The following is a 26266-nucleotide window of genomic DNA, read 5'->3' on the forward strand; positions in this document are numbered from 1 at the left end:
CTCTTGGCATGATGGCGTTTTGCCTTGATGGGCCCAGCCTGTCGTAATGTGCATGGACAAGCGAGATGTCAGTCGATAAGCACGAGCTGCCAGGGCTTGGGCGGTGATCCGCCCGTCGGACGGCACGCTGGCCGAAATGGACGCCCTGCGCCAGCTAGAGGTCGAGCGAAGCGCCCGCCAGCGTACCGAGCGCTCGCTGAACCTGATGGCCTCGGCTTTCGCGCTGTGCCGCGATGCCATGGCCGTGCTGAGCGAAAGTGGCCAGATCATCGAGGCCAACGAGGCGCTGTGCAGACTGATGCTCAGTGCTGGCAAGAGTGTGTCCGGTCAGTACCTGTCGCATTACATCAAGCTGCCGGAGGCGGCCATCCAGGCCTTCGAGCGCCATGGCTATGCGCTGTCCGAGGCCAGTTTCCATGTCTCGGCCAAGCGTGCGACGCCGATGGAGATCAGCCTCAGTCGTTTCGCCGGCGAAGGCGGAGCCGAGGGCTATGTCATCGCTAGCCTGCGTGACATCACCGAGCGCAAGCGTGCCGAGCAGGCGCTGGAGCGTCTGGCGCTGAGCGATGGCCTGACCCAGCTGCCCAACCGTTCCGGTTTCTATCGCCGTTTCGAAGACTGCCTGCGCGGCCTGGCGCCGGACCGTAGCCTGGCCGTGCTGTTCATTGACGTGGATGGGTTTAAGGAGGTCAACGACTCCCTGGGCCACGAGACGGGTGATGAGCTACTCAAAACCCTGGGCGCCTCTTTGCAGGACAGTCTGGGGGAGGGCGAACTCCTGGCGCGTTGGGGTGGCGATGAATTCGTCGCCGCCGTCGCGGTGGACGGTCGCAGTCAGGCCCGCCAGATTGCCGAGCGTCTGTTGCAGGTGGTCGGCCGGCCGCAACGTATCACCGAGCACGATATCCGGGTATCCGCCAGCATAGGCCTGAGCTTGAGCCCCGAGGACGGGCAGAACGCCGAGACCCTGCTCAGCAATGCCGATGCCGCCATGTACGCGGCCAAGAGCGCCGGCAAGAGCCGGGCACGCTTCTACGATCCGGAATTCACCGCCGAGGCGTTGCGCAAGGTCACGCTGCTGGCCCACCTGCATGCCGCCATCGAGGCGGAAGAAATCAAGTTCGTCCTGCAACCCAAGTTCGATGCCCAGCGGCGCCTGGTCAGTGCCGAGCTGCTGGCGCGCTGGGAGTGTCCCGGCGTGGGGGTGGTGCTGCCCAGCGTCTTCGTTGCCCTGGCCGAGCAGAATGGCATGGCGTCTTCCCTGGGCCGCCTGGCGATCCGGCGTGCTGCTGCCTATGCGCGTGACTTGCAGCTGGCGGGGGTGAACATTCCGGTGGCGGTGAACATCTCCGCACGTCAGGTGGCGGATGACGAGCTGGGCCTGGTGCTGGAGCGCGCCTGCACCGAGTTTGGCGTGCGGCCGCGGGCCCTGGAGCTGGAGGTGACCGAGTCGGTGTTCCTGCAGCGCGGCACGCCGGAACGGCGCCTAGGCCGGCTGCGCGACCAGGGCTTCCGCGTGGCCATGGATGACTTCGGTACCGGTTACTCGTCGCTGAGCTATCTGCACCGGCTATCGTTCGACACCATCAAGATCGACCGTAGCTTCCTGCTGTCGGTGGATCGTGACGCGCGCTCGCGGCAATTGCTGGCCGGTATCGTCAGCCTGTGCCGGGCGCTCAACATGCAGATCGTCGCCGAGGGCGTGGAGACCCAGGCGCAGTTCGAACTGCTCAAGAGCCTGGGCGTGGATACCTTTCAGGGCTTCCTGCTCGGCCGACCACAGTCGCTGGAAAGTCTGCTGCTGCTGGCTGGCGCCACGGACTATGCGCCGGTGCTCTATTAGCCTCTGCGCTCGGCCAGCACGCCCAGCAGGCAGACGCCGATCAGCAGCACGGGGGCCAGGGCGTAGTTGTTGAACTGCGCGAGCCCCTTGACCACCCAGGGCGTCAGGAAGGTCATGGCAGCGCCATAGAGGGCCAGGCTCGCCAGGGCGAAGGCCGGGATTCGGATGGCGGTCGGCAGGCTGCCCAGGCGGGCCTGGATGAAGCCATTGACCTGGCTGCCGAACAGCACCAGCAGGGTAGCGGTGACCGCCAGGGCCACCTCGTCCAGGTGGCTGCGGCTCCAGCGGGAGAGGTCGGCGATATGGTCGAGCACGAAGTCCAAGGCAGAGCTCCTCGTCAGTCAGGTAGAAAGGATTGCAAGAGGTCGTTCAGGAACAGTTGGCCGCGGGCGGTGGGACGCAGACGTTCCGCGTCCTCCGCCAGCAGGCCGGTCCGCCGTGCCGCCGCCAGCGCGGGCGCCAGGCTGTCCAGCGACTGGCCGGTCCGTTGCGGATACCAGGCGGCGGGTACCCCGTCCACCAGGCGCAGGGCGTTCATCATGAAATCGAAGGGCAGGTCGGCCGGTTCCAGTCGCTTCGCACCGGCCTGGAAAGCCCTGGCCGGATCGAGATAGTCCCTGGGCAGACGGGTCTTCCAGGTACGCATCAGGCTGCCATCCGGCGCGCTGAGCTTGGCGTGGGCACCAGCGCCGATGCCGAGGAAGTCGCCAAAGCCCCAATAGTTGAGATTGTGCCGCGCCTGGCGCCCGGGTTGGGCATAGGCGGAGGTCTCGTACTGCTGGTAGCCGGCGGCCGCCAGGCGCGCCTGGCCGGCTTCCTGGATGTCCCAGAGGGTGTCGTCTTCGGGCAGCTCGGGCGGCTGGCTCCAGAACACCGTATTGGGCTCCATGGTCAGCTGGTACCAGGACAGGTGCGTGGGCGCCAGGGCGATGGCCTGATCGAGATCGCCGAGGGCATCGGCGACGCTCTGCTCCGGCAGGCCGTGCATGAGATCCAGGTTGAAATTGTCGAAGCCGGCGGCGCGGGCCCGGTCGGCGGCGCGGATGGCTTCGTCGCGCCCATGGATGCGCCCCAGGGCCTTGAGCTTGGCGTCCTGGAAGCTCTGGATGCCGATGGACAGCCGATTGATGCCCAGCCCGCGATAGGCGACGAACTTGGCCTGCTCGAAGGTGCCGGGATTGGCCTCCAGGGTGATCTCGATGTCCGGCGCGAAGGCCAGCCGCCGGGCCACGCCCTCCAGCAGTCGGCCCAGGGCGTCAGCGGAAAACAGACTGGGGGTGCCGCCCCCGAAGAAGATCGAGGTCAGCGGCCGGCCATGGACGTGGATCAGGTCGTTATCCAGATCCGCCAGCAGGGCGTCGACGTACTCCGCTTCCGGTAGCGTCGGGCCAGCGGCATGGGAGTTGAAGTCGCAATAGGGGCACTTGCGCACGCACCAGGGGATATGGACGTAGAGCGCCAGTGGCGGCAAGGCGAAGGTATCGGTCACAGCTGGAGCCGTTGCTTGAGCTGGGCCATGGCGCGGGCGCGATGGCTGCGCTGGTTCTTTTCCGCCGGGGCCAGTTCGGCCGCGGAGACCGTTTCGCCGTCGGGCTGGAACAGCGGATCGTAGCCGAAGCCGTGTTCGCCCTGGGCCGCGTGCAGGATACGGCCAGGCCAGAGACCTTCACAGAGGATCGGCAGCGGGTCGTCGGCGTGGCGCACCAGGGCCAGTACGCAGACGAACTGGGCGGTGCGCTCGGCGTCGGGAATGTCACGCAGGGCGTCGAGCAGCTTGGCATTGTTGGCCGCGTCGCCCTGGCCATCGGCGTAGCGCGCGGAATAGATACCGGGAGCGCCGCCGAGGGCGTCGACCGCCAGCCCCGAATCGTCGGCCAGGGCCGGCAGGCCGGACAGACGCGCTGCGTTGCGCGCCTTGAGGATGGCATTCTCGACAAAGGACAGGCCGGTTTCCTCGGGCTCCACCTGACTGAACTCACCCACCGAGCGCACCCGCACCCGGTCGCCGAGCATGGCCTGGAGTTCCTTGAGCTTGCCGGCGTTGTGGCTGGCGAGGACCAGTTCGGTAAGGTCGGACATGAGGGCACCGTGTCACGTTTGGAAGGGCGGCGTATTGTACGCGAAGCCACGCCCAGGCTGGGCGCGCCACCCATGCCTTACGTCATATGGCGACGTGATGCTCGTGCAGGCGAGGGGCGCTGACCCGGTAGATGCCGATCTCGCCGAGCAGATTGGGCCACAGCCGGCTGGCCCAGCCATGGCGATGCAGCCGGTCCACGGCGAGGCGATCCAGTACCCGGGCGCGCTGTTCGCGGCAGAGGCGCTCGAAGTCCTCGAAGGTGCAGAAGTGGATGTTCGGCGTGTTGTACCAGGTGTAGGGCAGGAAGTCCGAGACCGGCATCCGCCCCTTGCCCCCCAGGTACAGCCGGCAACGCCAGTGGCCGAAATTGGGAAAGGTGATGATGCACTGGCGCCCGACCCTGAGCATCTCCTGGAGGATGCGGTCAGGGTACTGCATGGCCTGCAGCGACTGGGTCATCACCACCACGTCGAAGCTGTCGCTGGCGAAGTTGGCCAGGCCGCCGTCGAGGTCCTGCTCGATGACGTTGACGTCCTTGAGCAGGCATTCGGCGATCTTGTCCGGGTCGATCTCCAGGCCGTAGCCGGTGACCTGCTTGTGATCACGCAGCCAGGCAAGCAACTCGCCGGTGCCGCAACCGAGGTCGAGGACCCGGCTGCCAGCGGGGATCCATTCCTGAATGATGTCCAGATCGGCGCGCACGGCAGCTATACCTCGATGCGGGTCATGTAGTGGGAGAAGGCCTGCAGATAGCGCGGGATGGGAATGAGGAAGGCGTCATGGCCCTGGGGTGCGTCGACCTCCAGGTAGCTGACGTCCTTGCGCGCGGCCATCAGGGCGTTGACGATCTCCTTGGAACGCGCCGGCGAGAAGCGCCAGTCGGTGGTGAAGGAGACGATCAGGAAGCGCGCCTGCACCCCGGCCAGGGTCTTGGCCAGGTCGCCGCCGTGGGCGTGGGCCGGATCGAAGTAGTCCAGCGCCTTGGTCATCAGCAGGTAGGTATTGGCGTCGAAGCGGCCGGAGAATTCCTCGCCCTGGTAGCGCAGGTAGCTCTCCACCTGGAATTCGACGCTGTGGAAGTCGTAGTTGAGCTGGTCGGTCTTGAGTTCGCGACCGAATTTCGCGCCCATGGCCTCGTCGGACAGGTAGGTGATGTGGCCGACCATGCGCGCCAGCATCAGGCCGCGCTTGGGGATCACGCCCTTTTCCTGGAAGTGGCCGGCATGGAAGTCCGGGTCCGAGAGGATGGCCTGGCGCGCCACCTCGTTGAAGGCGATGTTTTCTGCCGACAGCTTGGACGCCGAGGCGATGGCCAGGCAGTGGCGGATGCGCTCGGGATAGCTGATGGTCCACTGCAGCGCCTGCATGCCGCCCAGGCTACCGCCGATCACCGCTGCCCACTGCCCGATACCCAGGCGATCGGCCAGCCGCGCCTGGCTGTTGACCCAGTCCTCCACGGTGAGCACCGGGAAGTCCGCGCCATAGGCCCGACCGGTCTCGGGATTGGGGCTGCTCGGGCCGGTGGAGCCGTTGCAACCGCCCAGGTTGTTGAGGGCGACCACGAAGAACTTGCGGGTGTCGATGGGCTTGCCGGGGCCGATGCAACTGTCCCACCAGCCGGGCTTGCGGTCGTCGAGGCTGTGGTAGCCGGCCGCGTGATGGTGACCGGAGAGCGCGTGGCAGATCAGTACGGCATTGCTGCGGTTGGCGTTGAGCTCGCCATAGGTCTCGACCATCAGGTCGTAGGCCGGCAGGGTGCGGCCACAGGCCAGGGCCAGGGGCTCGCTGAAGTGCAGCAGCTCGGGGGTGACCAGGCCGACGGAATCTTCGGGAATGACGCTGGGCATTGACGGCTCGTCCGGGGCGGGGTTCGCCAGTCTAAAGAGCGTCGCCAGGAGCGGCAAGGGCAGGCACGGCGCGGCGGTCAAGGACCGCGCCATGGGTGTCCGGCAGGGCTAGCCGACCCGCGCCAGCGGCAGCGCGACCACGTTGTCGTGGCGCTGGGAGGGCGCCGGCCGGCTGATCTGCTTGAGCATGTCGCTGACCTCGCTGAGCTGGCGATGCAGAACGTCCTCGTGCACCTGCAGCCGCCGCACCTGCTCCTGGCTGTTGAGGTTCTGCTGGGTCAGCTGCTTGAGCGCCAGCATGCTGGTTTCCAGCAGCTGCTTCTGCTCGCGGGTGTGCTGGACCAGCGGGGTCAGGGCGCCGTCGTTCCAGCGCAGCACCTGGGCATGGGCGCCTTCCTGCAGCGCCTGGACCTCCTGGGCCACCGTGGCGAAGAAGCGACGGGCCAGGGCGCTCTGCTCGGTGAGCAGGGTCTTGACCTGGCGCTGCACCTCCTCGGTCTTGAGTTGCAGCTGGCGCAACTCGCGGACATAGGGGCGGATGCGCAACCGCGGCGCTTCCAGCGGATGCAGGGGGTTCTCCGCATTGTGCCGCTGGTAGACCGCGCCAAGCACCTTGTTGGCCCGGTCCGCCTCGTTGTCCAGGGCCAGCAGGTCATGCTCGACCACGCGGAAGAAGCGGGCGATGGACTGGTTGATGCCGACGGTGGTCAGGCTGCTGCGGAATTCTCGGCGGGCGGTTTCCAGATGGGCGTCCAGGCGATCGGTGGCGACCAGGTCGGTCAGCAGCTTGCGCTGGCCGGCTAGCATGTTCTGGGTGGTGCGCAGGTCCAGCAGGCGGCGGTGGTACAGGTCGTACTCCTGGCGCGTACGGGCGGTCTGCAATTCCAGTCCGGCGCCGGGCAGTTCTTCGTCGGCCAGTTGCGCATACTGCGCACGAATGGCTTCCAGCCGCTGCTCGATGAGCGTCCGGCTGGCACCCAGCAGACCACTGGCCTGCTGCACGATGCGCTGCTGCAGGAGACGCTCGCGGGCGCCGACGATGCGTTCGGCGAGCAGCTGTTCGAGGCTGTCCAGCTGGCTGCGCGCCAGCAGTTCCAGGTCGCCACGGACCTTGCCCAGCAGTGCCTGCTTGGCCGACAGCGGCAGGATGTGATCGGCCGGCAGCGCCAGTTGCCGGGCGCTGGCCTGGCGAACGTTTTCCAGGGACTGGGCGACATGGGCGACGCCGCCGAGGTCGTCCCAGAGGCTGTCGATCTTGTTCATCACCGCGAACAGGCGCTCGGGGGCATCACCCAGGGAGGGCTTGACGCACTGCTCCCAGAGCGCCAGGTCCGATGCGGTTACCCCGGTGTCGGCACCGATGAGAAAGAGCACGGCCTGGGCATGGGGCAGCAGCGACAGGGTCAGCTCGGGTTCGGCGCCCAGGGCGTTGAGGCCGGGGGTATCGAGGATGCGCAGGCCCTGGCGCAGCAAGGGATGATCGATGCTGATGAGGGCATGGCGCCAGGCCGGGACGCTGACCAGGCCGGCGTCATCGATCTGCTCCAGTTGTTCTGGATCGAAACCCAGCTGCACGGCAGTGGCGGTTTCCACCTCGCGCGTCTCGGTGACCTTGGCCAGCAGGGTGGCCATGGCGTCCGGGTGGCGGTCATCCAGGGCGAAACGCTGCCAGGCCTCGGGCGCCTGGCGCCAGGCGCCCAGGCTGCGCTCGTCCAGACGGCTGTCGATGGGCAGCAGCTGCAGATAGGGGCCGTCGGCCTGGGCGTCGAAAAAGATCTCGGTGGGGCACATGGTGGTGCGCCCGGCCTGGGACGGCAGCATGCGCTGACCGTAGTCGGCGAAGAAGAGGGCGTTGATCAGCTCGGTCTTGCCGCGGGAGAACTCACCGGCGAAGGCCAGGGTGATGCCATCGGTTTGCAGTTCGCTCTGACAGCTGGCCAGGGCGGCGTCCAGGGCAGGGGAGGCCAGACGATTACGCTGCAACCAGTCGCGGTAGCGGCCCAATTGGGTATCGAGTTCGGCTTTCCACGTGGCATAGGCATCGACGTGGCGGAACAAGCGTTCCATAGGGGACTTCCTTGACCTGAACAGCAAAGGCTGGACGGTGCCCCAGCGTCCAGCGGGACGTCAATGCCGCCTCCGCCACGACGCGGCAGGCGGTCGTGGCGGGTGCGCGAGTGGTGCGTCAGAGGAAAGGGGCGAGGATCTGCGGCATGCCGGTGGCCGCGGCCAGTTGGCCGATGACGAAGCGGTCCAGCAGGTTGATCACGATGAAGGCGAAGATCGGCGACAGATCCAACCCACCCAGGTTCGGCAGCAGGCGGCGGAAGGGCGCCAGCAGCGGCTCGCAGATCTGGTTGACCAGCTCGGCGGCGGGGTTGTGGGTCTGGGGCGCGACCCAGGAGAGGATGACGCTGACGATCAGGGCAAAGAAGAACACCTTGAGGAACAGCGACGCCACGCCCAGCAGGGCCCAGATCAGCAGGGCGGGGAACAGACCGCCGATGCTGGCGCCGAGCAGCACCACCACGACCATCATCAGCGCCAGCTGGACCAGGATCGCCAGCACCAGGGCCGCCAGATCGACGCCACCGAAGCCGGGAATGATGCGCCGCACGGGCTTGAGCAGCGGCTGGGTGGCGCGCACGGTGAATTGCGACAGCGGATTGTAGAAGTCGGCCCGGACCAGCTGCAGGATGAAGCGTAGCAGGATGATCAGCAGATAGAGGCTGCCAAGGGTCTGGATGACGTAGACGAGAGCTTGGGCGAAAGCGGACATGGATACTCCTTATCGATCCGGCAACTGGGCCAGTTCCGCAGCCCGGTCGGCCGCGGCGGTGAGGGCTTCTTCCACCAGGTCCTCGAAGGCCCCGGCTTGGAAGGTTTCGATGGCGCGTTCGGTGGTGCCCTTGGGCGACATCACCGAGCGACGCAATTGTTCGGGGCTGCGCTCGCCCTGGCAGGCCATGGCGGCGGCGCCGCGGGCGGTGTGCAGGGTCAGCTGTTCGGCCACCGCGGCCGGCAGGCCGAGCTTGGTGCCGGCCTGGGTCATGGCTTCCATCAGCAGGAAGAAATAGGCCGGACCGCTGCCGGAAACGGCGGTGACCGCGTCCAGTTGCTGTTCTTCGTCGACCCAGAGGGCCAGGCCGACCGCGGCGAGTATTTCCTGGGCACGGTCGCGTTGCTCCGGGCTGACCTGCTCATTGGCGAACAGGCCGCTGGCACCCAGGCGCAGCTGCGAGGGCACGTTGGGCATGCAGCGCACCAGCGGCCGCTCGCCCAGCCAGCGCGTCAGGCTGGCGCAGGTGATGCCGGCCGCGACCGAGACGATCAGCTGCTCCGGACGCAGGTGAGGAGCCAGTTCCTGGCAGACCTCGCCCATTACCTGGGGCTTCACGCCCAGCACCACCACGTCGGCGTTGTCGAGCACAGCGCTGTTGCTGGCCTCGACGCGGATGCCGTGGTCCCGGGCCAGCGCCTCGCGCTTGGCCGGGTTGCGATTGCTGGCGCTGAGCTGCCGGGCCGGCACGCCCTGGGCGAGCAGCCCGCCGATGATGGCACCGGCCATGTTGCCGGCACCGATGAAGGCGATGCGGGTATCGTTCATCGAGACTTCCTAGGTTGAAGAGGCGGCGGCGCCATAGTCGCGGGCGCCGAAGAGAGCGGTACCGATGCGGACCCAGGTGGCGCCCTCGGCGATGGCGGCTTCCAGATCCTGGCTCATGCCCATGGACAGGGTGTCCAGGCCCAGGTTCAGCGCCTCGCCCAGGGTGCGCAGCCGGGCGAAGGCGGCGCGCTGGCTGGCAGGGTCGTCGGTGGGTTCGGGAATGGCCATCAGGCCACGCAGACGCAGGTTGGGCAACTGGCTCACCGCGGTGGCCAACGCTGGAAGTTCGTCGGGGTGGCAGCCGGACTTGCTGGCTTCGCCGCTGACGTTGACCTGCAGGCAGATGTTCAGTGGCCCGCGCTCGGGCGGACGCTGTTCGGCCAGGCGCTGGGCGATCTTCAGGCGATCCACCGAATGCACCCAGTCGAAGTGGCTGGCGATGGCACGGGTCTTGTTGGACTGGATGGGACCGATGAAATGCCACACCAGTGGCAGGTCGGCCAGCTCCAGTTGCTTGTCCAGCGCCTCCTGCAGATAGTTCTCGCCGAAGTCGCGCAGGCCGGCGCCAGCGGCCTCCCGCAGCGCCGCGGCGGGCTTGGTCTTGCTCACCGCCAGCAGGCCGACGGTCGCGGGATCGCGGCCTGCCGTCCGGCTGGCGGCGGCGATGCGTTCGAGTACGGTTGCGCTATTCTCGGCTATCGTGGACATTCAGCCCCTGCTTGCGTCGGCGCACCCGGCAGGCCTTGGCGTACCGGATGAAGGAGTGGCGGTGACCAGGTCAGACCGCCAGTGCTGCGCGGCATTCTACCTGCTTGCTCGACATCTGGGAGTCCCATGGATATCACCGAATTGCTGGCCTTTTCCGCGCGGCAAGGCGCCTCCGACCTGCACCTGTCCGCCGGCCTGCCGCCGATGATCCGCGTCGATGGCGACGTGCGCCGCATCAATCTGCCGGCCTTCGAGCACAAGCAGGTGCACGCGCTGATCTACGACATCATGAACGACAAGCAGCGCAAGGACTTCGAGGAATTCCTGGAGACCGACTTCTCCTTCGAGGTGCCGGGCGTGGCGCGCTTCCGGGTCAACGCCTTCAATCAGAATCGTGGCGCTGGCGCGGTGTTCCGGACCATCCCTTCCAAGGTGCTGAGCATGGAAGAGCTGGGCATGGGCGAGGTGTTCAAGAAGATCACCGACGTGCCGCGCGGGCTGGTGCTGGTGACCGGACCGACCGGTTCGGGCAAGTCCACCACTCTCGCGGCCATGCTCGACTACCTCAACAACACCAAGTACCACCACATCCTCACCATCGAGGATCCCATCGAGTTCGTCCACGAGTCCAAGAAGTGCCTGGTCAACCAGCGCGAGGTGCATCGCGACACCCTGGGCTTTTCCGAAGCCCTGCGCTCGGCGCTGCGCGAGGACCCGGACATCATCCTGGTGGGCGAGCTGCGCGACCTGGAAACCATCCGCCTGGCACTGACCGCGGCCGAGACCGGGCACCTGGTGTTCGGCACCCTGCACACCACCTCGGCGGCCAAGACCATCGATCGGGTGGTGGACGTCTTTCCGGCGGAAGAGAAATCCATGGTGCGTTCCATGTTGTCCGAATCCCTACAGGCGGTGGTCTCCCAGACCCTGCTCAAGAAGGTCGGCGGCGGTCGGGTAGCCGCTCACGAGATCATGATCGGCACCCCGGCCATCCGTAACCTGATCCGCGAGGACAAGGTGGCGCAGATGTATTCCTCGATCCAGACCGGTGGCGGTCTGGGCATGCAGACCCTGGACATGTGCCTCAAGGCGCTCCTGGCCAAGGGGCTGATCAGCCGCGACGCGGCCCGCGAGAAGGCCAAGACGCCGGAGAACTTCTGATGGATTTCGACAGGTTCCTGCAGCTGATGGTGGACAAGGGGGCATCCGACCTCTTCATCACCACCGGCGTGCCCCCTTCGATGAAGATCAATGGGCGCATGACGCCGGTCACCAAGGATTCGCTGTCTCCCGAGCAGTGCCGGGCCCTGGTGCTGGGGGTGATGACCGACGAGCAGCGGCAGGAATTCCAGCAGAAGCGCGAGTGCAACTTCGCCATCAGCGCCCGGGGCATCGGTCGCTTCCGGGTCAGTGCCTTCTACCAGCGCAATCTGGTGGGCATGGTGCTGCGCCGCATCGAGGTCAACATTCCCACGGTCGAGCAGCTGCGCCTGCCGGAGATCATCAAGAAGCTGGCCATGACCAAGCGCGGCCTGGTGATCTTCGTTGGCGCCACCGGCACCGGCAAGTCCACCTCGCTGGCGGCCATGATCGGCCATCGCAACAAGAACTCGGCGGGGCACATCATCTCCATCGAGGATCCCATCGAGTACATCCACCAGCACCAGGGCTGCATCGTCACCCAGCGCGAGGTAGGGATCGACACCGAGTCCTTCGAGGTGGCGTTGAAGAACACCCTGCGCCAGGCGCCTGACGTGATCATGATCGGCGAGATCCGCAGTCGGGACACCATGGAGCATGCCCTGGCCTTCGCCGAGACCGGCCACCTGTGCCTGGCCACCCTGCACGCCAACAACGCCAACCAGGCGCTGGATCGCATCATCCACTTCTTTCCGGCCGATCGACACAGCCAGACCTGGATGGACCTGTCGCTCAACCTCAAGGGCATCGTCGCCCAGCAGTTGGTGCCGACCATCGATGGTCAGGGGCGCCGCGCGGTGATCGAGGTGCTGCTCAACACCCCGCTGGCCACCGACCTGATCCGCAAGGGCGAGGTGCACGAACTCAAGGCGCTGATGAAGAAGTCCGGCGAACTGGGCATGCAGACCTTCGACCAGTCGCTCTACAGCCTCTATCGCGACGGCGAGATCAGCTACGAAGCGGCCCTGGCCCACGCCGATTCCGCCAACGACCTGCGGCTGATGATCAAGCTGGGGTCGGAGACGGATGCCGATCACCTCAATCAGACCACCCGCAATCTCTCGGTGGACATGGGCGACGACCCACCCAGGCGCTTCCGCTAGCTCTCGCCGTCGGCTGCCAGGGTCCTGGCCTCGCGCAGGGCAGCGACCAGGGCCTTGCGTGCCTGCTCCTGCTGCCCTGCGTCCGGGGTGCGCAGGATGTAGGACGGATGGTAGGTGGCGATGATCCAGCGCTCGTCCAGCCGCAGGGGCCGACCCATGAATTGCGCCAGGCCCCGTGGCTTGCGCTTGAGCAGGGCTTCCAGGGCCGTCGAACCCAGAGCCACCACTACCGTCGGCTGGATGTCGCGCAGCTCCTGCTCCAGCCAGTAGCGGCAGGGGGCGATTTCCGGTCCTGGGGTGACGTGCTTGCGTCTCCGGCCCTGGGGAATCCACTTGAAGTGCTTGACCGCATTGGTGAGGAATACCTGGCTGCGGTCGAGACCTGCCTCGGCCAGTGCCGCCATCAGCACCTGCCCGGCCGGCCCGACGAAGGGGCGACCCGCCAGGTCTTCCTGGTCGCCGGGCTGTTCCCCCAGCAGCAGGATGCGCGCCGTGCGTGGGCCTTCGCCGGCCACCGGCTGGGTGGCCTTCTCCCAGAGTTCGCAGCGGCGGCATTCGTCGAGGGTGGTGGGCAGCGGTCGCTCCGGCTGGGCGCGTTCCGCGGCGATCAATACCTCGCGACCGCCCTGACGACCCACGGCCTCGGCCTGGGCCAGGCGCTGGGCGCCGGCTCGGGCCTCGCTAAGCAGTGCCGGGATAAGCGGCCCTTCCGGCAGATCCTTCCAGAAGCGCGCCGGCATGTTTCCCCTCAGGGTGCGCGGATTGGCCCGTGCTGGATTGAAGGTGCTGCGGTAATAGGCGCGCCAGAGTTCGTCACCAGCGTTGCGGTCATCGTCCTCCGGCGTCTGGCGGGCCAGTTGCTGCAGCTCGGCGGGGCAGGGCTCCACCAGTTGCAGCGCCTGGCCATCCCAGAGCGCGGCGGCCTCCGGGGTCGCGATCAGCCAGCTGCTATTGCCCATGCGGTCGCAGAAATGCGGCGCCGCCAGGGCCAGGACGTCGTGGGCGGGCTGATGCCAGGCCACCCAGGCCGGCGGACCGGCGCTTTCCGCACGCGGGCGGAATCTGAGGAAGGCATGCACGTGGTGGATCTCGCGGCGGATCGCCTTGACCCGACGCTGTAGTTCGCTGCCGTCTTCATCGCCGGCCAGCATGGCCGCGCGCTCGCCCTGGGCGACCCGCCAGAGCACCTGATAGAGCAGTGCCCAGCGATCGTCACTGCGAAAGCAGGCGGCGTAGGTCAGGGCCTCGGCCAGTTGCGGCGGGATGCGCACGGCGCCACTGGGTGGCGTCGCCACCGCCTCGACCGGTTCGTCGAACAGGTCGCCCAGGCCACGGCTCTCCTGCCAGCTCACCAGAGCAGGCGCGATACCGGCCTGAAGCAGCCGGCGTGCCTCCTGGCGCCAGCCGGCGAAGGTGCCGTCGAAATCGACCCTGTGCATCTAGAGCAGGGCGAGCTGGGCGGGCGGTTCGGCCAGCTGCCGACGCAGGTCGAGGGATTCGGCCAGCCGCGGTTGCGGCCGGTAGTCCTGGGTGATGATGAAGGGGCGCGCCTTCTCCACGCTGCATTTCAGGCGGATCAGATCGGCGTAGCGGATGCGCCGTTCGCGTCTGAGTTCCACCAGGCGCTTGGCCGAGAGCACACCGATACCGGGTACCCGGGCGATCAGTGCCTGGTCGGCGCGATTCAGATCCAGCGGGAAGATGGCGCGATTGTGTAGCGCCCAGGCGAGTTTGGGATCAACGTCCAGCGGTAGCTGGCCGTCTTCGGTGGGCAGCTCTTCCGCCTGGAAGCCGTAGCCGCGCATGAGGAAGTCGGCCTGGTACAGGCGGTGCTCACGCAGCAGGGGCGGCGGTTGCAGTGGCACCGTGCCCGGGCTTTCCGGAATCGGACTGAAGGCCGAGTAGTAGACGCGCTTCAAGCGATAGGCGCCATAGAGTGTCTGGGCGGTATCGAGAATGGTGCGGTCGTCGGTGGCGTCGGCGCCCACGATCATCTGGGTGCTCTGGCCAGCCGGTGCGAAGCGCGGCGCCTTGGCTTCGGCCTCGGCTTCCTCCAGGCCCAGGCGGATGTTGCCCATAGTCTTGCGGATGCTGCTGCCGTTCTTTTCCGGCGCCAGCTTGATCAGGCTGCTCTCGGTGGGCAGTTCGATGTTCACCGACAAACGATCGGCGTAGAGACCGGCCTGGGCAATGATCTCGGGATCGGCGTCGGGAATGGTCTTGAGATGGATGTAGCCGCGGAACTGGTGCTGCTCGCGCAGCAGCTGGGCCACCCGGGTCATCTGCTCCATGGTGTAGTTGGAGGAGCGGATGATGCCGGAGCTGAGGAACAGCCCGCTGATGACGTTGCGCCGATAGAAATCGAGGGTCAGCTGCACCACTTCCTCGGGCGTGAAGCGCGCCCGCGGGACGTTGCTGCTGCGGCGATTGACGCAGTACTGGCAGTCGTACTGGCAGAAGTTGGTCAGCAGCACCTTGAGCAGCGCCACGCAGCGCCCGTCGGGGGTGAAGCTGTGACAGATGCCCATGCCGTCAGTCGAGCCCAGGCCGTCCTTGCCCTTCGAGCTGCGCTTGGGCGCACCGCTGCTGGCGCAGGACACGTCGTACTTGGCGGCATCGGCGAGAATGATCAGCTTGTCGGCGAGCTCCATCGAGATCTCCTGTACTGTGATTGCATACAGTATCCAGGAAGCGGAGCGTCGTTCAATGGCTTTGCGCCGGGCGGCGCCGAGTGGAGCGACACTCCGCCGAGCGGTAGCAGCCCGGCGGAGCGAGGGGAGGGATCAGGACTTGCGGGTACGCTTGGTACGCGGCTTGTCCGCGACGGGACTGGTTTCCGCCGCCAGGGTGGGCTGCTGCAACACACGCTTGGCCGACGCGAACCTTTTGGTCCAGTAGGGCTTGCTCAGGTGATCGACCCGCACGCTTTCGCCGCTGCGCGGGGCATGGACGAAGCGATCGTTGCCCAGGTAGATGGCGACGTGGTCGATGCCGCTGCGCTGACCGGTCTTGAAGAACACCAGGTCACCAGCCTTGAGGTCGCCACGGGCGACCTTGGGCCCCTTGAGCTGGGACAGCTCACGGGAGGTACGCGGCAGCTTGACGTTGTGCACGTCACGGTAGACGTAGTTCACCAGGCCGCTGCAATCCAGGCCGTTCTGCGGATTGGTCCCGCCGTAGCGATAGGGGGTACCGACCAGGTCCATCGCACGGGTCGCAACCTGGGCGCCGACGTTGCGGGTGGCGGCCTGAGCGGTGGCCTGTTTGCGGTGCATAGCACTGGTGGCCCGGGCTGCGCGCTTGGCGCGGGCCGCGGAAGCCGCCTGGGTATGGTCCACGGCGGCAACGTGCCGAGTCGCGGCCTTGCGAGCCGGAGTGGCGGCTACATGCCGAGCGGCGGTCTTAGGAGCTGAAGCGGCGGTGACATGCCGGGCTGCGACCTTATGGACCGGAGCGGCAGTGCGCGCTGCAGAGTTCTCTTTCGCTTGTACTGCCGCGGGCAGCACAAGACAGGCGGAGAGCCATGTCAGAAGAAATAGACGCATTGTCGTAGGGGTGTCTGAAGATCGAAGCGAGGGATTCTATACCAACCCTGTGGATATTTTGTGCACCTCTCATCAAGAAATTATGTAATTTTTAGAGGAAAGTGAGGTCCCTAAAGCGCCAACCAGTGAGACTCCCTGGGCATTCATCCAGTTTTCGACATAAAGTCATGGTGAAGGTAAGGGTGTAGGTAAGGTGGGTCTTTTCCGTCAGTCGCGAGGTCGTAGACATGCAGTATCAGGACACCCATAGCAAGGTCATGGGCTATCTGCTGTGGATTTTCGGGTTTCTCGGCGCGCATCGCTTCTACTATGGCAAACCGGTCACCGGCACCCTCTGGTTCTGCACCCTGGGCCTGCTGGGCATCGGCTGGCTGATTGATCTCTTCCTGATCCCCGCCATGGATCGCGAGGCGGACCTGCGCTTCCAGTCCGGTTCGCTGAACTACAGCCTGGGCTGGATCCTGCTGACCTTCCTGGGCATCTTCGGCGTGCACCGCCTCTATATGGGCAAATGGATCACTGCCATCCTCTATTTCTTTACCGCCGGTTTCTTCCTGCTTGGCGTGCTCTACGACTTCTGGACGCTCAATTCGCAGATTTCCGAAGAGAATCGTCGACGGCTGGTGCGCTAAGACCGGCTGAGAGGCAAAGAAAAGGGGCTCCGCGGAGCCCCTTTTCTATTCAGGCGCCGCGCTGGTAGGTCGCGCGCCCCCCTACCAGGGTGCGTTCGATGCGGCCGGGCAGGGTGAGGCCCTGGAAGGGGCAATTGCGGCCACGGGAGAGCCAGGGCGTAGCGGCCTGGGCGGTCGGCTGCTGGGCGAACAGCACCAGGTCCGCCGGCAGCCCCTTGGCCAGACGACCCGCCTCGAGGCGCAGGGCCTGGGCCGGGCCGCTGGTCAGGCGTGCCAGGAGGGTCGGCAGATCCAGCAGGCCGTCCGCCACCAGGGTCAGGGCCAATGGCAGGAGCAATTCGACGCTGCTGATGCCTGGTTCGGTGGCGGCGAAGGGCGCCAGCTTGGCGTCCGCCTCATGTGGCTGATGATGGCTGGAAATGGCGCCGATCACGCCGTCACGCACCCCGGCACGCAAGGCGTCGCGGTCACGGGCGGTCCGCAGCGGCGGTTTGACGTGATAGAGGCTGGAAAAGCCCTGCAGGGCTTCATCGGTGAGCAGCAGCTGGTAGAGCGCCACGTCGGCGGTCACCGGCAGGCCACGTGCCTGGGCTGCGGCGATCATCTCCACCGCGCGCGCGCTGGTCAGCTGGCCGAAGTGGGCGCGCACGCCGCTCTGCTCCACCAGCAGCAGGTCGCGGGACAGGGCGATGGTTTCCGCCGTCTCCGGAATTCCGGTGAGACCCAGGAAGCTGGCGGTGGGGCCTTCGTGGGCCAGGCCGCCCTCGGCCAGATCGGCGTCCAGGGCAGTAAAGACCACGGTGAGATCGAAGGTGGCGGCGTATTCCAGGGCCCGCCGCTGTACCCGCAGGTTTTCGAAGCGCTGCAGGCCGTTGGTGAAGGCGACGCAGCCGGCATCGCGCAGCGCCATCAGTTCGGAGAGCTGCTCGCCACCCAGGCCCTTGGTCAGGGCACCGATGGGGTGAACCCGGGCATGATCGGCGGTACGCGCTCGGTCGAGGATGAGTTCGGCCACCGCAGTGGTGTCCAGCACCGGGCGGGTGGTCGGCGGACAGCACAGGCTGGTGACGCCACCGGCCGCGGCGGCGCGGGTCTCGCTGTCGACGTTGCCCTTGCGGGTCAGGCCCGGCTCGCACAGGGCGACGTCCAGGTCGACCAGGCCGGGTGCCAGGATGAGGTCGCTGGCGTCCAGCTGCTCGGCGGCCTGGAAGCCCTGGGGCGCCTCGCCGATGGCCAGGATGCGGCCCTCGTCGACATGGACGTCGCTGATCTGGTCGAGGCCAGAGGCCGGGTCGATCACCCGGGCGTTGCGGATGCTCAGGCTCACTGCGCATTCTCCTGTAGCTGACGCTGGGCCGTCTGCCCGCTCATGGTCATCGACAGCACCGCCATGCGGACCGCGATGCCGTAGGTGACCTGATTCAGGATGACCGACTGCTCGCCATCGGCGACCGCCGATTCGATCTCCACGCCGCGATTGATCGGCCCCGGGTGCATGACGATGGCGTCGGGTTTGGCACGGGCCAGGCGCTGGCGGGTCAGGCCGAACAGCCGGTAGTACTCGCCCTCGCTGGGCAAGAGGCCGCCCTGCATGCGTTCGCGCTGCAGACGCAGCATGATCACCACGTCTACCCCTTCCAGGCCCTCGGCCAGATCGGTGCAGGTGCGCACGCCATAGAGGTCTTCCAGGCCGACCGGCAGCAGGGTGCGCGGCGCGACCACGCGGATGTCGCGGCAGCCCAGGGTACGCAGCGCCAGCATGTCGGAGCGGGCCACCCGCGAGTGCAGGATGTCGCCGACGATGGCTACCGACAGGTTGGCGAAGTCGCCCTTGTGCCGGCGGATGGTCAGCATGTCGAGCATGCCCTGGGTGGGGTGGGCATGGCGGCCGTCGCCGCCGTTGATGATGGCGACATCGGGGCAGACGTGTTCGGCGATGAAGTGGGCCGCGCCGGAATCGGCATGGCGCACCACGAACATGTCGGCGGCCATGGCCTCCAGGTTGCGCAGGGTGTCGAACAGCGTCTCACCCTTGCTGGTTGAGGAGGTGGAGACATTGAGGGTGATGACGTCCGCCGACAGCCGCTTGGCCGCCAGCTCGAAGGTGGTACGGGTGCGGGTCGAGTTCTCGAAGAAGACGTTGCACACCGTCTTGCCGCGCAGCAGCGGCACCTTCTTCACCGCCCGGGCGCCGACTTCCAGAAAGGAGTCGGCGGTATCGAGCAATTCGGTGAGGAGTTCGGCGGGCAGGTCATCGAGCGAAAGGAAATGGCGCAATTGGCCCTGGGCGTTGAGTTGCAGCGAACGCGTAGCGTCGGTCATGGCAGCGAATCCAGGTCAGGCGGCGGGGACGTCGCGGTATTCGAGGGCGAGCGGCGTGGGGCCGGTCAGCTTGACGCGCTGGGTGGCGGCGAGCGTCAGGGTGGCGCCCACCACGTCGGGCTGGATCGGCAATTCGCGGGCATTGACGTCCAGCAGGCAGACCAGGGTCACACTGGCCGGGCGGCCATAGTCGAAGAGTTCGTTGAGCGCCGCGCGCACGGTGCGACCGCTCATCAGGACATCGTCCACCAGCACCAGGTGCCGACCGTCGACCTCGAAGGGCAGGGCCGAAGGGCGCACCTGGGGATGCAGGCCCTTCTGGGTGAAGTCGTCCCGGTAGAAGGACACGTCCAGGCTGCCCAGCGGGGTGTCCAGGCCGAGTTCGGCCAGCAGAGCCTCGGCGACCCATAGGCCGCCGGTGTGGATGCCGACGAAGCCGGGATCGGTGATGCCACGACGATCCAGCGACAGGCGCAGGTCGGCGGCCAGCCGTGGCAGAAGCTCGGCGGGAGAGGGCAGGTGCATGGCTACTCCGATTGCGGGCGCGCGGCCCGTTCCAGTTGTTGGGTCAGCCAGCCTTCCAGGAAGAGGGCGGCGGCAAGGGCGTCCACCGGGCGTTCGCGATAGCCGTCGCGCTGACCGCCCTGCAGGCGCTCGCCCTTGGCGGCGTAGGTGGTGAGGCGTTCGTCATGGGTATGCACGGGCAATCCGTAGCGACCCTGCAGGCGGCGGGCGAAACGTTCGGCGCGCTCGCTCATCTCGCTGGGCGTGCCGTCCATGTTCAGCGGCAGGCCGACCACCAGCGCAGTGGGGCGCCATTCGTCCAGCAGGCGCTGGATCTGCTGCCAGTCGGGCACGCCGTTCTGTGCCTTCAGGGTGAGCAGTTCGCGGGCCTGGCCGGTGACGGCCTGGCCGACGGCGACGCCGATCTGCCGGGTGCCGTAGTCGAAGCCCAGATAGAGACCGCTGGGCGCGCTCATGCATGACCCGCCTGGCGAGAGAGCAGGCGCAGGTCGACGCCCAGCAGGGCGGCCGCTGCGCCCAGACGCTGGTCGCTGGGCGTCTCGAACAGCAGGGCGCTGGTGGCCGGGGTGGTGAGCCAGAGATTGGCCGCCAGCTCTTCTTCGAGCTGGCCGGGACCCCAGCCGCTGTAGCCCAGGGTGATCAGGTGGCGCGCCGGGCCGGTGCCGTCGGAAATGGCGAACAGCACGTCTGGCGACGTGGTCAGGCTCAGTTCCTCGAGCTCCAGGGTGTTCTGGAAGGTGGGGCCGGCATCGTGCAGCACGAATCCGCGGTCGTTCTGCACAGGGCCGCCGGAATAGAGGGCGATGCTGGCGTCGTCCGGGGTGGCCGGTATGTCGGGGCGCAGCTGTTCGAGCAGGTCGTCCAGATGCAGGCCGTTGGGGCGGTTGATCACCAGGCCCATGGCGCCATCGGGGCCGTGGTCGACGAGGTAGATCACCGTTTCGGCGAAATTGGGATCGTCCATCTGCGGCATGGCGATCAGGAGTTGGTGCTGTAGGGTGGTGCTGGAGGTCGGCTTCATGACCGGCAAGTTTCCCGGTTGCGCGGTCCGGCTTCAAGTACAACGGCGCGTCGGGCTATTGGCTGGACAGGCGGTCGCCGCGCTCGAAGCGCCAGGTACGGATGATCTCCAGCCGGTCGATGTCGGTCAGATCGCCACTGAAGGGGGCAAAGGGCGCCGCCAGCCGGACGATGCGCAAGGCGGCCTGGTCCAGCACCGGACGCCCCGAGGACTCCAGCACCTGGACCTCGTAGAGCGAGCCGTCCTTGTTGATGGCCACCAGCAGCCGCAGGCTGCCATAGAGCCGGTCGCGCTTGGCCTGCTCGGGGTAGTTGAGGTTGCCGATACGCTCGATCTTGCGCCGCCATTCTTCCTTGTAGCGGGCGCCCTTGTCCTTTTGCGTCGAGGCGGCGTTGATCCGCCAGATTTTCGGGCGCTTGGCGTATTGCTGGCGCTCCTCGGCGAGCTGGGCTTCCAGGCTGGCGAGTTCGGCGGCCTGGCTGTCGGCCTCGGGACTGGGGGCGTCACGCTGTTCCCGCTCGGGCGTCTCGCGACTGGGCTCGGCCTTGGTCGGCCGAGAGGCGCGGGTGGTCACCGCGGCCTTGGGTGCCTGGGCTCGATCCGCCGCGGGCGGGCGGGCAGGCGGTGCGGCCTGGCGGATCTCGCTGTCATGGAAGGGCGCCTGCACCGGGGTACTCGGCGCGGCTGCCTTGTCCAGGGTGCCACTGCCCTGCTGGTTTTCCTGGGCGAGAAAATCGGCTTGCTTGGGCGCCTCGTCGCTCTTGAAGCTGGCCAGCGTCACCTCCAGGGTGCGGCTGATCTGGGTAGGTTCGGGCAGCGAGAAGCCGACGCCGAGGATCAGCACGACATGCAGCAGGGTCGCGATGAGCAGCGTGAAGCCCAGGCGGTCGGCGGGACGGACCTGGGGAGCGGGGGACGGGGCGGTGCTGGGCATTGACTGGGTCGGCAAGGGCAGAGGACGCGCGGCAGGGCTGGCGCCAGTCTGCGGATTGTGTCCGCGGTTGTCCATGCCGCCGCGGGCGGCATGGACGTTCGCCTCAGCTCGCGCGTTTCTGCGCGATGACATCCATGAGGCGTTCGGCGATACGGGTATCGTAGGCCGCATCGATCTCGCGGATGCAGGTCGGGCTGGTGACATTGATCTCGGTGAGGTGCTCGCCGATCACGTCCAGGCCGACGAAGAGCAGGCCGCGCTTGCACAGCTCCGGCCCTACCGTGGTGGCGATCTCGCGATCCCGCGCCGACAGTGGCTGGGCGACGCCGCGGCCGCCGGCAGCCAGGTTGCCGCGGGTTTCGCCCTGCGCCGGAATGCGCGCCAGGCAGTAGTCCACCGGTTCGCCGTCGATCATCAGGATGCGCTTATCACCGTCCTTGATGCCCGGCAGGTAGCGCTGGGCGATGATCTGCTGGGTGCCGTGGGCGGTGAGGGTCTCCAGGATCACCGAGAGATTGGGATCGCCCTCCCGGTGGCGGAACACCGAGCTGCCGCCCATGCCGTCGAGCGGCTTGAGAATGACGTCACCATGGGTACGCGCGAATTCGCGGATGATGTCGGCGCGGCGGCTGACCAGGGTCGGCGGGGCCAGTTCGGGAAACAGGGTGGCGAAGAACTTCTCGTTGCAGTCGCGCAGGCTGGCGGGACGGTTGACCACCAGGGTGCCGCTACGCTCGGCCTGCTCCAGCAGGTAGGTGGCATAGACAAATTCGTTGTCGAAGGGCGGATCCTTGCGCATCAGGATGACGTCCAGGTCGCGCAGGGGCAGATCGACGCCTTCGCCAAAGGCGAACCAGCGTTCCGGATCCTGGAACACGTCCAGCTGTCGACCGCGGCCGCGGGCTTCGCCATCGACCTGGTACAGGTCCTGCATCTCGAAGTAGTGCAGTGTCCAGCCGCGGGCCTTGGCCGCCCACAGCATGGCCATGGAGCTATCCTTTTTATAGGAGATGCGTTCGATGGGATCCATGACGATCCCCAGGCGGATACTCATTGACGCTAGACCTCGGTTTTACGTGGGCAAGGCGTCAGAATAGCCCTTCGATCCCCTCCAGTGCCAATGCTTGCGCGATCGTCGTGGCGGGCGGGCCGGTGGTCCGCCGCAAGGGGATCTGCGTGGTACGTCACGGTATTGTGTGCTACAAAGAGGCGCCGCCAAAGTGCCCGGATCGACATCATTCACGTTTCATCGACGATGAGCTGGTAGCTTGAACATGGAACAGTATTCGGAAGGGCTCAAGGTCATGGTGATCGACGATTCGAAGACGATTCGTCGCACCGCCGAGACCCTGCTCAAGAAGGTTGGCTGCGAGGTCATCACCGCCATCGATGGATTCGATGCGCTTGCCAAGATCGCCGATAGTCATCCCCACATTATTTTCGTGGACATCATGATGCCGCGACTGGATGGCTATCAGACCTGCGCACTGATCAAGAACAACAGCGCGTTCCGCGCGACCCCCGTCATCATGCTGTCCTCCCGTGACGGGCTCTTCGACAAGGCCAAGGGCCGCATCGTCGGCTCTGACCAGTACCTCACCAAACCTTTCAGCAAAGAAGAGCTGATCGGTGCGATCAAGACCCACGTCCCCAGCTTCACTCCGCTCGAACAAGCGTCCTGAGTGTCCTGAGGCGGGCGATTCAATCTAGTAGGAAATTTTCATGGCTCGAATTCTGATCGTCGACGACTCTCCCACCGAGATGTACAAGCTCACCGCCATGCTGGAAAAGCATGGGCATCAGGTGCTCAAGGCCGAGAACGGCGCCGATGGCGTCGCCCTGGCGCGCCAGGAGAAGCCGGATGCGGTCCTGATGGATATCGTCATGCCCGGTCTCAACGGCTTCCAGGCCACCCGACAGCTGACCAAGGATGCCGAGACCAGCCACATTCCAGTGGTCATCGTCACCACCAAGGACCAGGAAACCGACAAGGTCTGGGGCAAGCGTCAAGGCGCCAAGGACTACCTCACCAAGCCCATCGACGAAGACACCCTGCTGCGCACCCTGGCGGGTGTCCTGCAAGGCTGAGGCCTCACGTCCGTTTCTCGCGGCAGCGCCCCAATCGGCAGGGAATCCTATGAGCGACGCCACCACGCCCTACGAACTCTTGCGGCTGATCGATCTGCGCTGCCGCGAACGGGCTGCGGGCCTACCGGCGCAGCAGGAAAACCAGCGGAGCTGGAGCGGCATCGGCTTTCGCCTTGGGGAACTGCGCTTCGTGATTCCCATGGGCGAGGTCAGCGAGATCCTGCCCGAGCCACGCTTCACCGCACTACCCGGCGTCAAGCCATGGCTCAAGGGCGTGGCCAATGTGCGCGGTCGGCTGTTGCCGATTGCCGACCTGGGGCAATTTCTCGGCGTGAAGGTCCAGGCGCTGCGCAAACAGCGGCGCATCCTGATCGTCGACCATGGTGACCTCTTCGTCGGATTGGCGGTTGACGAAGTCCTGGGCATGCAGCATTTCGACATCGAGGCCTATCGCGAGCACGCCGACAGCGTGCCAGCGGGTCTGCACTTCTTTCTGGAAGGCGTCTTCCAACGCGACGTGCCGTGGCTGGTCTGCAGCCCGCGCGCCTTGGTCGAGCATCCCGAATTCAAGGACGTCGCGGCCTGAGCCACTAGGCGCAGCGGCGCGACGTACCGGGTCTGGGTCGGGATGGCAGGAGCTGTCGCCGACGGTTGGGGGTAGGGCGACGAACACCGACTTCAAGCGAAGCGATGCGTCGACCGACAAGGATAGAACTAAAGGAACCAAGGTCCAGGCGGGGGCCGCTGATGAACAAACTCAATACCGGGAAGCTCAACGCGTGGGTCGCGGGCATGTTCGTGGTGCTGATCGTCGCGATCGTGCTGCTGTTCGCCAACTTCGCGTACCTGGGCACCCAGACCAACTACGACAACCAGTACCAGGGCCAGGCCACCGAGCTGCGCATCCTCTCGCAGCAGCTGGCCAAGAGCGCCAGTGAGGCCGCCACCGGCAAGGCCGGGGCCTTCAAGGACCTGCGCCAGGCGCGTGCCGAGTTCGAGCGCCGCCTGAACATCCTGCGCAGTGGTGATCCGCAGACCGGTTTGCCGCCCTCGCCCGCGATCCTCGGTCCGCGGCTGGACACCTTGCAGGCGCAGTGGGACATCCAGCGCAAGCAGGTCGACAGCATGCTCGGCAGCGAACAGACCGTGCTGTCTCTGCACCAGCTGTCCGGCGCCCTGGCCGATACCATTCCCCAGCTGCAGGTCGAGAACGAGGAGATCGTCGATATCCTGATCGAGCGCGGCGCGCCCGCCAGTCAGGTGGTGGTGGCCCAGCGTCAGGCGCTGCTCGCCGAGCGGATCCTCAGTGCCATCAACAAGATCCTCACGGGTGACGAGGCCGCGGTACAGGCCGCCGACAGCTTTGGTCGCGACGCCAGCCTCTATGGACGGGTGCTCAAGGCCATGCGCGAGGGTAACGCTTCCATGGGCATCGCCAAGATCACCGATCCCGAAGCGGTCGGCCGGTTGAACGAAGCCAACAAGCTGTTCGAATTCGTCGCCGGCAACGTCGACGAGATCCTCGCCACCTCGCCCGAACTGTTGCAGGTCCGCTCCGCCGTGGGCCAGATCTACAGTGGTTCTCAGGCGCTGCTCGGTTCCGCTTCGGAGCTCGGCGCCGGTTACGCCGCGCTGGCCCAAAGTCGCAAGATCAACACCGTGGGCAGCTATCTGCTGGTGTTCATCGCCCTCGGCGCCATCCTCTGCATCGGCTACATCCTGGTCCGCGACACCCGCCGCCGGCTGGCCGAGACCGACGAGAAGAACCAACGCAACCAGACCGCCATTCTGCGTCTGCTGGACGAGATCGCCGACCTGGCCGATGGTGACCTGACCGTGCAGGCCACGGTGACCGAGGATTTCACCGGCGCCATCGCCGACTCCATCAACTACTCCATCGACCAGCTGCGCGAACTGGTGGAAACCATCAACCAGACCGCCGTGCAGGTGGCCGCCGCCGCCCAGGAATCCCAGGACACCGCCACCGTGCTGGCCGAGGCCTCGGAACACCAGGCCCAGGAAATCGCCGGGGCTTCCGCGGCCATCAACGAAATGGCCGTGTCCATCGACCAGGTATCCACCAACGCCTCGGAATCCACCGCGGTGGCGGAGCGCTCCGTGGCCATCGCCAACAAGGGCAACCAGGTGGTGCACAACACCATCATCGGCATGGACAACATCCGCGAGCAGATCCAGGACACCGCCAAGCGGATCAAGCGCCTGGGTGAATCCTCCCAGGAGATCGGCGACATCGTCGGCCTGATCAACGACATCGCCGACCAGACCAACATCCTGGCACTGAACGCCGCCATCCAGGCTTCCATGGCCGGTGACGCCGGCCGTGGTTTCGCCGTGGTCGCCGACGAGGTCCAGCGCCTCGCCGAACGCTCGTCCGGCGCCACCAAGCAGATCGAGGCGCTGGTCAAGGCGATCCAGACCGATACCAACGAGGCGGTCATCTCCATGGAGCAGACCACCTCGGAAGTGGTCCGCGGCGCCGCCCTGGCCCAGGACGCCGGGGTGGCCCTGGAAGAGATCGAAAAGGTCTCCCAGAGCCTGGCCGGCCTGATCCAGAACATCTCCAACGCCGCTCGCCAGCAGTCGTCGTCCGCCAGCCATATCTCCAGCACCATGAACGTGATTCAGGAGATCACCTCGCAGACCTCGACCGGTACTACCGCCACCGCGCGCAGCATCGGCGAACTCGCCAAGCTGGCCAGCGAGATGCGGCGTTCGGTATCGGGCTTCAATCTGCCGAACGAACAGCCGTTGAGCTGAGTACAACGGCCATATCGCGGTGTGGCGAGGGGG

General features: G+C 66.4%; 27 protein-coding genes. 8 read left to right on the forward strand and 19 right to left on the reverse strand.

The features are described 5' to 3' along the window. The first annotated feature begins 103 nt into the window (after nt 1-103). On the forward strand, nt 104-1843 hold the full coding sequence (locus ACUCV0_RS15015) for a putative bifunctional diguanylate cyclase/phosphodiesterase (protein WP_434775747.1): 1740 nt from the start codon (nt 104-106) through the stop codon (nt 1841-1843). On the opposite strand, the gene ACUCV0_RS15020 is transcribed toward ACUCV0_RS15015, so the two are convergent. The 9 genes from ACUCV0_RS15020 to ACUCV0_RS15060 form a co-directional block, all read right to left on the reverse strand. After that, nucleotides 1840-2166 (reverse strand): DUF3392 family protein, encoded by a 327-nt coding sequence (locus tag ACUCV0_RS15020; protein ID WP_059313536.1) that lies wholly within the window; start codon nt 2164-2166, stop codon nt 1840-1842. The genes ACUCV0_RS15015 and ACUCV0_RS15020 overlap by 4 nt on opposite strands. 14 nt (nt 2167-2180) lie before the next feature. Further along, on the reverse strand, nt 2181-3332 hold the full coding sequence (gene hemW, locus ACUCV0_RS15025) for a radical SAM family heme chaperone HemW (RefSeq protein WP_482213031.1): 1152 nt from the start codon (nt 3330-3332) through the stop codon (nt 2181-2183). After that, the gene (rdgB, locus tag ACUCV0_RS15030) at nt 3329-3922 is read right to left on the reverse strand and encodes an RdgB/HAM1 family non-canonical purine NTP pyrophosphatase (RefSeq protein WP_482213032.1); all 594 of its coding nucleotides are present in this window, start codon (nt 3920-3922) and stop codon (nt 3329-3331) included. The genes hemW and rdgB overlap by 4 nt, the downstream gene beginning before the upstream one ends. An 82-nt stretch (nt 3923-4004) precedes the next feature. Continuing rightward, a complete protein-coding gene (gene metW, locus ACUCV0_RS15035) occupies nt 4005-4625 on the reverse strand; it encodes a methionine biosynthesis protein MetW (protein WP_059313539.1) in 621 nt (206 codons plus the stop codon). A 5-nt stretch (nt 4626-4630) separates the two neighbouring features. Beyond that, a complete protein-coding gene (gene metX, locus ACUCV0_RS15040; RefSeq protein ID WP_271653864.1) occupies nt 4631-5770 on the reverse strand; it encodes a homoserine O-succinyltransferase MetX in 1140 nt (379 codons plus the stop codon). 108 nt (nt 5771-5878) lie between these two features. After that, the gene (locus ACUCV0_RS15045) at nt 5879-7837 is read right to left on the reverse strand and encodes a dynamin family protein (protein ID WP_482213033.1); all 1959 of its coding nucleotides are present in this window, start codon (nt 7835-7837) and stop codon (nt 5879-5881) included. A 118-nt stretch (nt 7838-7955) separates the two neighbouring features. Beyond that, nucleotides 7956-8549, reverse strand: coding sequence for a YggT family protein (locus ACUCV0_RS15050; RefSeq protein ID WP_059313542.1), 594 nt, complete (start codon nt 8547-8549; stop codon nt 7956-7958). A gap of 9 nt (nt 8550-8558) precedes the next feature. Next, nucleotides 8559-9377: a pyrroline-5-carboxylate reductase gene (gene proC, locus ACUCV0_RS15055; protein ID WP_271653867.1), complete on the reverse strand. Its 819-nt coding sequence runs from the start codon at nt 9375-9377 to the stop codon at nt 8559-8561. A gap of 9 nt (nt 9378-9386) precedes the next feature. Then, nucleotides 9387-10085 carry a YggS family pyridoxal phosphate-dependent enzyme gene (locus tag ACUCV0_RS15060; RefSeq protein WP_313648456.1) on the reverse strand — a complete coding sequence of 233 codons (699 nt, stop codon included), beginning with the start codon at nt 10083-10085 and terminating at the stop codon, nt 9387-9389. A gap of 126 nt (nt 10086-10211) precedes the next feature. Between ACUCV0_RS15060 and pilT the strand changes: the two genes are divergently transcribed. Together pilT and ACUCV0_RS15070 are read left to right on the forward strand one after the other, a co-directional pair. Beyond that, nucleotides 10212-11246: a type IV pilus twitching motility protein PilT gene (pilT, locus tag ACUCV0_RS15065; protein ID WP_007161666.1), complete on the forward strand. Its 1035-nt coding sequence runs from the start codon at nt 10212-10214 to the stop codon at nt 11244-11246. Beyond that, nucleotides 11246-12388: a PilT/PilU family type 4a pilus ATPase gene (locus ACUCV0_RS15070; RefSeq protein ID WP_059313545.1), complete on the forward strand. Its 1143-nt coding sequence runs from the start codon at nt 11246-11248 to the stop codon at nt 12386-12388. Before pilT ends, ACUCV0_RS15070 begins: the two co-directional genes overlap by 1 nt. On the opposite strand, the gene ACUCV0_RS15075 is transcribed toward ACUCV0_RS15070, so the two are convergent. The 3 genes from ACUCV0_RS15075 to ACUCV0_RS15085 form a co-directional block, all read right to left on the reverse strand. After that, nucleotides 12385-13827: a UdgX family uracil-DNA binding protein gene (locus tag ACUCV0_RS15075; protein ID WP_482213034.1), complete on the reverse strand. Its 1443-nt coding sequence runs from the start codon at nt 13825-13827 to the stop codon at nt 12385-12387. The genes ACUCV0_RS15070 and ACUCV0_RS15075 overlap by 4 nt on opposite strands. Then, nucleotides 13828-15039 (reverse strand): putative DNA modification/repair radical SAM protein, encoded by a 1212-nt coding sequence (locus tag ACUCV0_RS15080; RefSeq protein WP_017640984.1) that lies wholly within the window; start codon nt 15037-15039, stop codon nt 13828-13830. A 132-nt stretch (nt 15040-15171) separates the two neighbouring features. Next, complete coding sequence (locus ACUCV0_RS15085; RefSeq protein ID WP_059313547.1) at nt 15172-15726, reverse strand: C40 family peptidase; 555 nt, start codon at nt 15724-15726, stop codon at nt 15172-15174. A 434-nt stretch (nt 15727-16160) separates the two neighbouring features. On the opposite strand from ACUCV0_RS15085, the gene ACUCV0_RS15090 reads away from it, so the two are divergent. Continuing rightward, nucleotides 16161-16565, forward strand: coding sequence for an NINE protein (locus tag ACUCV0_RS15090; RefSeq protein ID WP_059313548.1), 405 nt, complete (start codon nt 16161-16163; stop codon nt 16563-16565). Between the two features lie 49 nt (nt 16566-16614). Here the strand turns inward: ACUCV0_RS15090 and ACUCV0_RS15095 are convergent, their stop codons facing one another. The 7 genes from ACUCV0_RS15095 to gshB form a co-directional block, all read right to left on the reverse strand. Then, complete coding sequence (locus tag ACUCV0_RS15095; RefSeq protein ID WP_482213035.1) at nt 16615-17892, reverse strand: dihydroorotase; 1278 nt, start codon at nt 17890-17892, stop codon at nt 16615-16617. Next, nucleotides 17889-18887 (reverse strand): aspartate carbamoyltransferase catalytic subunit, encoded by a 999-nt coding sequence (locus tag ACUCV0_RS15100; protein ID WP_059313550.1) that lies wholly within the window; start codon nt 18885-18887, stop codon nt 17889-17891. The genes ACUCV0_RS15095 and ACUCV0_RS15100 overlap by 4 nt, the downstream gene beginning before the upstream one ends. Nucleotides 18888-18902: 15 nt before the next feature. Then, complete coding sequence (pyrR, locus tag ACUCV0_RS15105; protein ID WP_323149083.1) at nt 18903-19412, reverse strand: bifunctional pyr operon transcriptional regulator/uracil phosphoribosyltransferase PyrR; 510 nt, start codon at nt 19410-19412, stop codon at nt 18903-18905. Between the two features lie 2 nt (nt 19413-19414). Continuing rightward, nucleotides 19415-19867, reverse strand: a complete 453-nt coding sequence (gene ruvX, locus ACUCV0_RS15110) for a Holliday junction resolvase RuvX (RefSeq protein WP_482213036.1) — start codon at nt 19865-19867, stop codon at nt 19415-19417. After that, nucleotides 19864-20433, reverse strand: coding sequence for a YqgE/AlgH family protein (locus tag ACUCV0_RS15115; protein WP_323149085.1), 570 nt, complete (start codon nt 20431-20433; stop codon nt 19864-19866). The genes ruvX and ACUCV0_RS15115 overlap by 4 nt, the downstream gene beginning before the upstream one ends. A gap of 55 nt (nt 20434-20488) precedes the next feature. After that, on the reverse strand, nt 20489-21367 hold the full coding sequence (locus ACUCV0_RS15120; protein WP_059313553.1) for an energy transducer TonB: 879 nt from the start codon (nt 21365-21367) through the stop codon (nt 20489-20491). A gap of 103 nt (nt 21368-21470) precedes the next feature. Next, nucleotides 21471-22421, reverse strand: coding sequence for a glutathione synthase (gshB, locus tag ACUCV0_RS15125; RefSeq protein WP_482213037.1), 951 nt, complete (start codon nt 22419-22421; stop codon nt 21471-21473). A gap of 220 nt (nt 22422-22641) precedes the next feature. Between gshB and pilG the strand changes: the two genes are divergently transcribed. From pilG to ACUCV0_RS15145, 4 genes are all read left to right on the forward strand, one after another. After that, nucleotides 22642-23049 (forward strand): twitching motility response regulator PilG, encoded by a 408-nt coding sequence (gene pilG, locus ACUCV0_RS15130; protein ID WP_007161679.1) that lies wholly within the window; start codon nt 22642-22644, stop codon nt 23047-23049. 40 nt (nt 23050-23089) lie between these two features. After that, nucleotides 23090-23455: a twitching motility response regulator PilH gene (pilH, locus tag ACUCV0_RS15135; protein ID WP_007161680.1), complete on the forward strand. Its 366-nt coding sequence runs from the start codon at nt 23090-23092 to the stop codon at nt 23453-23455. 49 nt (nt 23456-23504) lie between these two features. Then, nucleotides 23505-24041 carry a chemotaxis protein CheW gene (locus ACUCV0_RS15140; RefSeq protein WP_059313555.1) on the forward strand — a complete coding sequence of 179 codons (537 nt, stop codon included), beginning with the start codon at nt 23505-23507 and terminating at the stop codon, nt 24039-24041. 161 nt (nt 24042-24202) lie between these two features. Next, on the forward strand, nt 24203-26233 hold the full coding sequence (locus ACUCV0_RS15145; RefSeq protein ID WP_059313556.1) for a methyl-accepting chemotaxis protein: 2031 nt from the start codon (nt 24203-24205) through the stop codon (nt 26231-26233). Nucleotides 26234-26266: the final 33 nt, after the last annotated feature.

It is taken from the genome of Pseudomonas sp. VMV1 (assembly GCF_056790235.1).

Excerpts from the sequence above, each read along its gene's own strand:
- rdgB (WP_482213032.1), bottom strand. The coding sequence starts at position 3,922 with ATGTCCGACCTTACCGAACTGGTCCTCGCCAGCCACAACGCCGGCAAG.
- metX (WP_271653864.1), bottom strand. The coding sequence starts at position 5,770 with ATGCCCAGCGTCATTCCCGAAGATTCCGTCGGCCTGGTCACCCCCGAG.
- ACUCV0_RS15045 (WP_482213033.1), bottom strand. The coding sequence starts at position 7,837 with ATGGAACGCTTGTTCCGCCACGTCGATGCCTATGCCACGTGGAAAGCC.
- ACUCV0_RS15050 (WP_059313542.1), bottom strand. The coding sequence starts at position 8,549 with ATGTCCGCTTTCGCCCAAGCTCTCGTCTACGTCATCCAGACCCTTGGC.
- proC (WP_271653867.1), bottom strand. The coding sequence starts at position 9,377 with ATGAACGATACCCGCATCGCCTTCATCGGTGCCGGCAACATGGCCGGT.
- ACUCV0_RS15060 (WP_313648456.1), bottom strand. The coding sequence starts at position 10,085 with ATGTCCACGATAGCCGAGAATAGCGCAACCGTACTCGAACGCATCGCC.
- pilT (WP_007161666.1), top strand. The coding sequence starts at position 10,212 with ATGGATATCACCGAATTGCTGGCCTTTTCCGCGCGGCAAGGCGCCTCC.
- ACUCV0_RS15070 (WP_059313545.1), top strand. The coding sequence starts at position 11,246 with ATGGATTTCGACAGGTTCCTGCAGCTGATGGTGGACAAGGGGGCATCC.
- ACUCV0_RS15075 (WP_482213034.1), bottom strand. The coding sequence starts at position 13,827 with ATGCACAGGGTCGATTTCGACGGCACCTTCGCCGGCTGGCGCCAGGAG.
- ACUCV0_RS15080 (WP_017640984.1), bottom strand. The coding sequence starts at position 15,039 with ATGGAGCTCGCCGACAAGCTGATCATTCTCGCCGATGCCGCCAAGTAC.
- ACUCV0_RS15090 (WP_059313548.1), top strand. The coding sequence starts at position 16,161 with ATGCAGTATCAGGACACCCATAGCAAGGTCATGGGCTATCTGCTGTGG.
- ACUCV0_RS15100 (WP_059313550.1), bottom strand. The coding sequence starts at position 18,887 with ATGACCGACGCTACGCGTTCGCTGCAACTCAACGCCCAGGGCCAATTG.
- pyrR (WP_323149083.1), bottom strand. The coding sequence starts at position 19,412 with ATGCACCTGCCCTCTCCCGCCGAGCTTCTGCCACGGCTGGCCGCCGAC.
- ruvX (WP_482213036.1), bottom strand. The coding sequence starts at position 19,867 with ATGAGCGCGCCCAGCGGTCTCTATCTGGGCTTCGACTACGGCACCCGG.
- ACUCV0_RS15115 (WP_323149085.1), bottom strand. The coding sequence starts at position 20,433 with ATGAAGCCGACCTCCAGCACCACCCTACAGCACCAACTCCTGATCGCC.
- ACUCV0_RS15120 (WP_059313553.1), bottom strand. The coding sequence starts at position 21,367 with ATGCCCAGCACCGCCCCGTCCCCCGCTCCCCAGGTCCGTCCCGCCGAC.
- gshB (WP_482213037.1), bottom strand. The coding sequence starts at position 22,421 with ATGAGTATCCGCCTGGGGATCGTCATGGATCCCATCGAACGCATCTCC.
- pilG (WP_007161679.1), top strand. The coding sequence starts at position 22,642 with ATGGAACAGTATTCGGAAGGGCTCAAGGTCATGGTGATCGACGATTCG.
- pilH (WP_007161680.1), top strand. The coding sequence starts at position 23,090 with ATGGCTCGAATTCTGATCGTCGACGACTCTCCCACCGAGATGTACAAG.
- ACUCV0_RS15140 (WP_059313555.1), top strand. The coding sequence starts at position 23,505 with ATGAGCGACGCCACCACGCCCTACGAACTCTTGCGGCTGATCGATCTG.
- ACUCV0_RS15145 (WP_059313556.1), top strand. The coding sequence starts at position 24,203 with ATGAACAAACTCAATACCGGGAAGCTCAACGCGTGGGTCGCGGGCATG.